1 protein-coding gene is annotated in these 1,780 nt (G+C 66.5%); it reads left to right on the forward strand.

Annotation, left to right across the window (positions count from 1 at the left end; translation table 11 throughout):
• Positions 1-3: 3 nt before the first annotated feature.
• Positions 4-1,659 (forward strand): electron transfer flavoprotein-ubiquinone oxidoreductase, encoded by a 1,656-nt coding sequence (locus tag CK944_RS22005; protein ID WP_103175163.1) that lies wholly within the window; start codon positions 4-6, stop codon positions 1,657-1,659.
• The last annotated feature ends 121 nt before the right edge of the window (positions 1,660-1,780 follow it).

Below are 1,780 nucleotides of genomic sequence, written 5' to 3' on the forward strand. Positions count from 1 at the left end.
GCCATGACCGACACCAATCATCCTGCCCGCGAGTCGATGGAGTATGACGTCGTGATCGTGGGGGCGGGGCCGTCGGGTCTGTCCGCGGCGATCCGGCTGAAGCAGATCGACCCCGACCTGTCGGTGGTGGTGCTGGAGAAGGGGTCCGAGGTCGGCGCGCATATCCTGTCGGGGGCGGTGCTGGACCCGATCGGGCTGAACCGGCTGATCCCCGACTGGAAGGAGCGCGGCGCCCCCGTCAGGACCGCCGTCACCGACGACAACTTCTATGTCCTGGGCGAGGCGGGCCAAGTGCGGGTGCCCAACTGGCCGATGCCGCGGCTGATGAACAACCACGGCAACTACATCGTCTCGATGGGCAGCGTCTGCCGCTGGCTGGCCCAGCAGGCCGAGGAACTGGGCGTGGAGATCTTTCCGGGCATGGCGGCCAGCCAGGTGGTCTGGGACGGCGACCGGGTCAAGGGCGTGGTCGCGGGCGAGATGGGGCTGCAGTCGGACGGCACGCCCGGCCCCAACTACGAGCCCGGCATGGAGCTGCACGGCAAGTATGTCTTCATCGGCGAGGGCGTGCGCGGGTCCCTGGCCAAGGAGATCATCAACCGCCTGAACCTTTCCGAGGGCCACGAGCCGCAGAAATACGGCCTCGGCATGAAGGAGATCTGGGAGGTCGATCCTTCGAAGTTCCAGCAGGGCCGGGTGGTCCACACCATGGGATGGCCGCTGGGCAGGAACGCCGGCGGCGGCTCCTTCATCTATCACTACGAGGACAACCTCGTGATGCTGGGCTTCGTGGTCCACCTGAACTACGAGAACCCGTATCTCTATCCCTACATGGAGTTCCAGCGCTTCAAGCACCACCCGATGGTGGCGGAACTGCTGGAAGGCGGCAAGCGCATCTCCTATGGCGCCCGCGCGATCTCCGAAGGGGGCTACCAGTCGCTGCCGGAACTGAGCTTCGACGGCGGCGTGCTGCTGGGCTGTTCGGCGGGCATGGTCAACGTGCCGCGCATCAAGGGCAACCACAACGCCATGATCTCGGGCATCGAGGCGGCGGAAGCGGCGGCGGCGGCCATCGCCGCGGGCCGCGAGGGCGACCGGCTGAGCGATTACGACACCGCCGTGCGCACCGGCGCCATCGGCCAGGACCTGCGCAAGGTGCGCAACGTCAAGCCCGCCTGGTCGCGTTATGGCTTGTGGCCCTCGCTGATCCTGGGGGGCATGGACATGTGGGGCGCGGGGCTGACCGGGCGCAACATCCTGGGCGGGTGGAAGCACGGCAAGACGGATGCCGAGGCCACCGGCAAGGCCGCCGACTTCAAGCCCATCGACTATCCCAAGCCCGACGGCAAGCTGTCCTTCGACCGGCTGACCAACGTGGCCTTCTCCTTCACCAACCACGAGGAAAGCCAGCCCTGCCACCTCAAGCTGAAGGATCCCACGATCCCGATCCGGGTGAACCTGCCCGAATATGCCGAGCCCGCGCAGCGATACTGCCCGGCCGGCGTCTATGAGGTCGTGGAGGACGCCAATGGCCCGCGCTTCGTGATCAACTTCCAGAACTGCGTCCATTGCAAGACCTGCGACATCAAGGACCCCAGCCAGAACATCAACTGGACCACCCCCCAGGGCGGCGACGGGCCGAACTACCCGAATATGTGATGAGAAGGGCGGGGGGCGGCGTTGCCCCCCGCCCGACGGCACGCTAGGGTCGGGAAAACGCTTTCGTGACTTTCCGGGATGGATGCCGTGACAATGACCCGCCCGAACCTGGCCTGGATCG

Source organism: Paracoccus sp. SY (assembly GCF_002901215.1).
GTDB classification, from domain to species: Bacteria; Pseudomonadota; Alphaproteobacteria; order Rhodobacterales; family Rhodobacteraceae; genus Paracoccus; species Paracoccus acridae.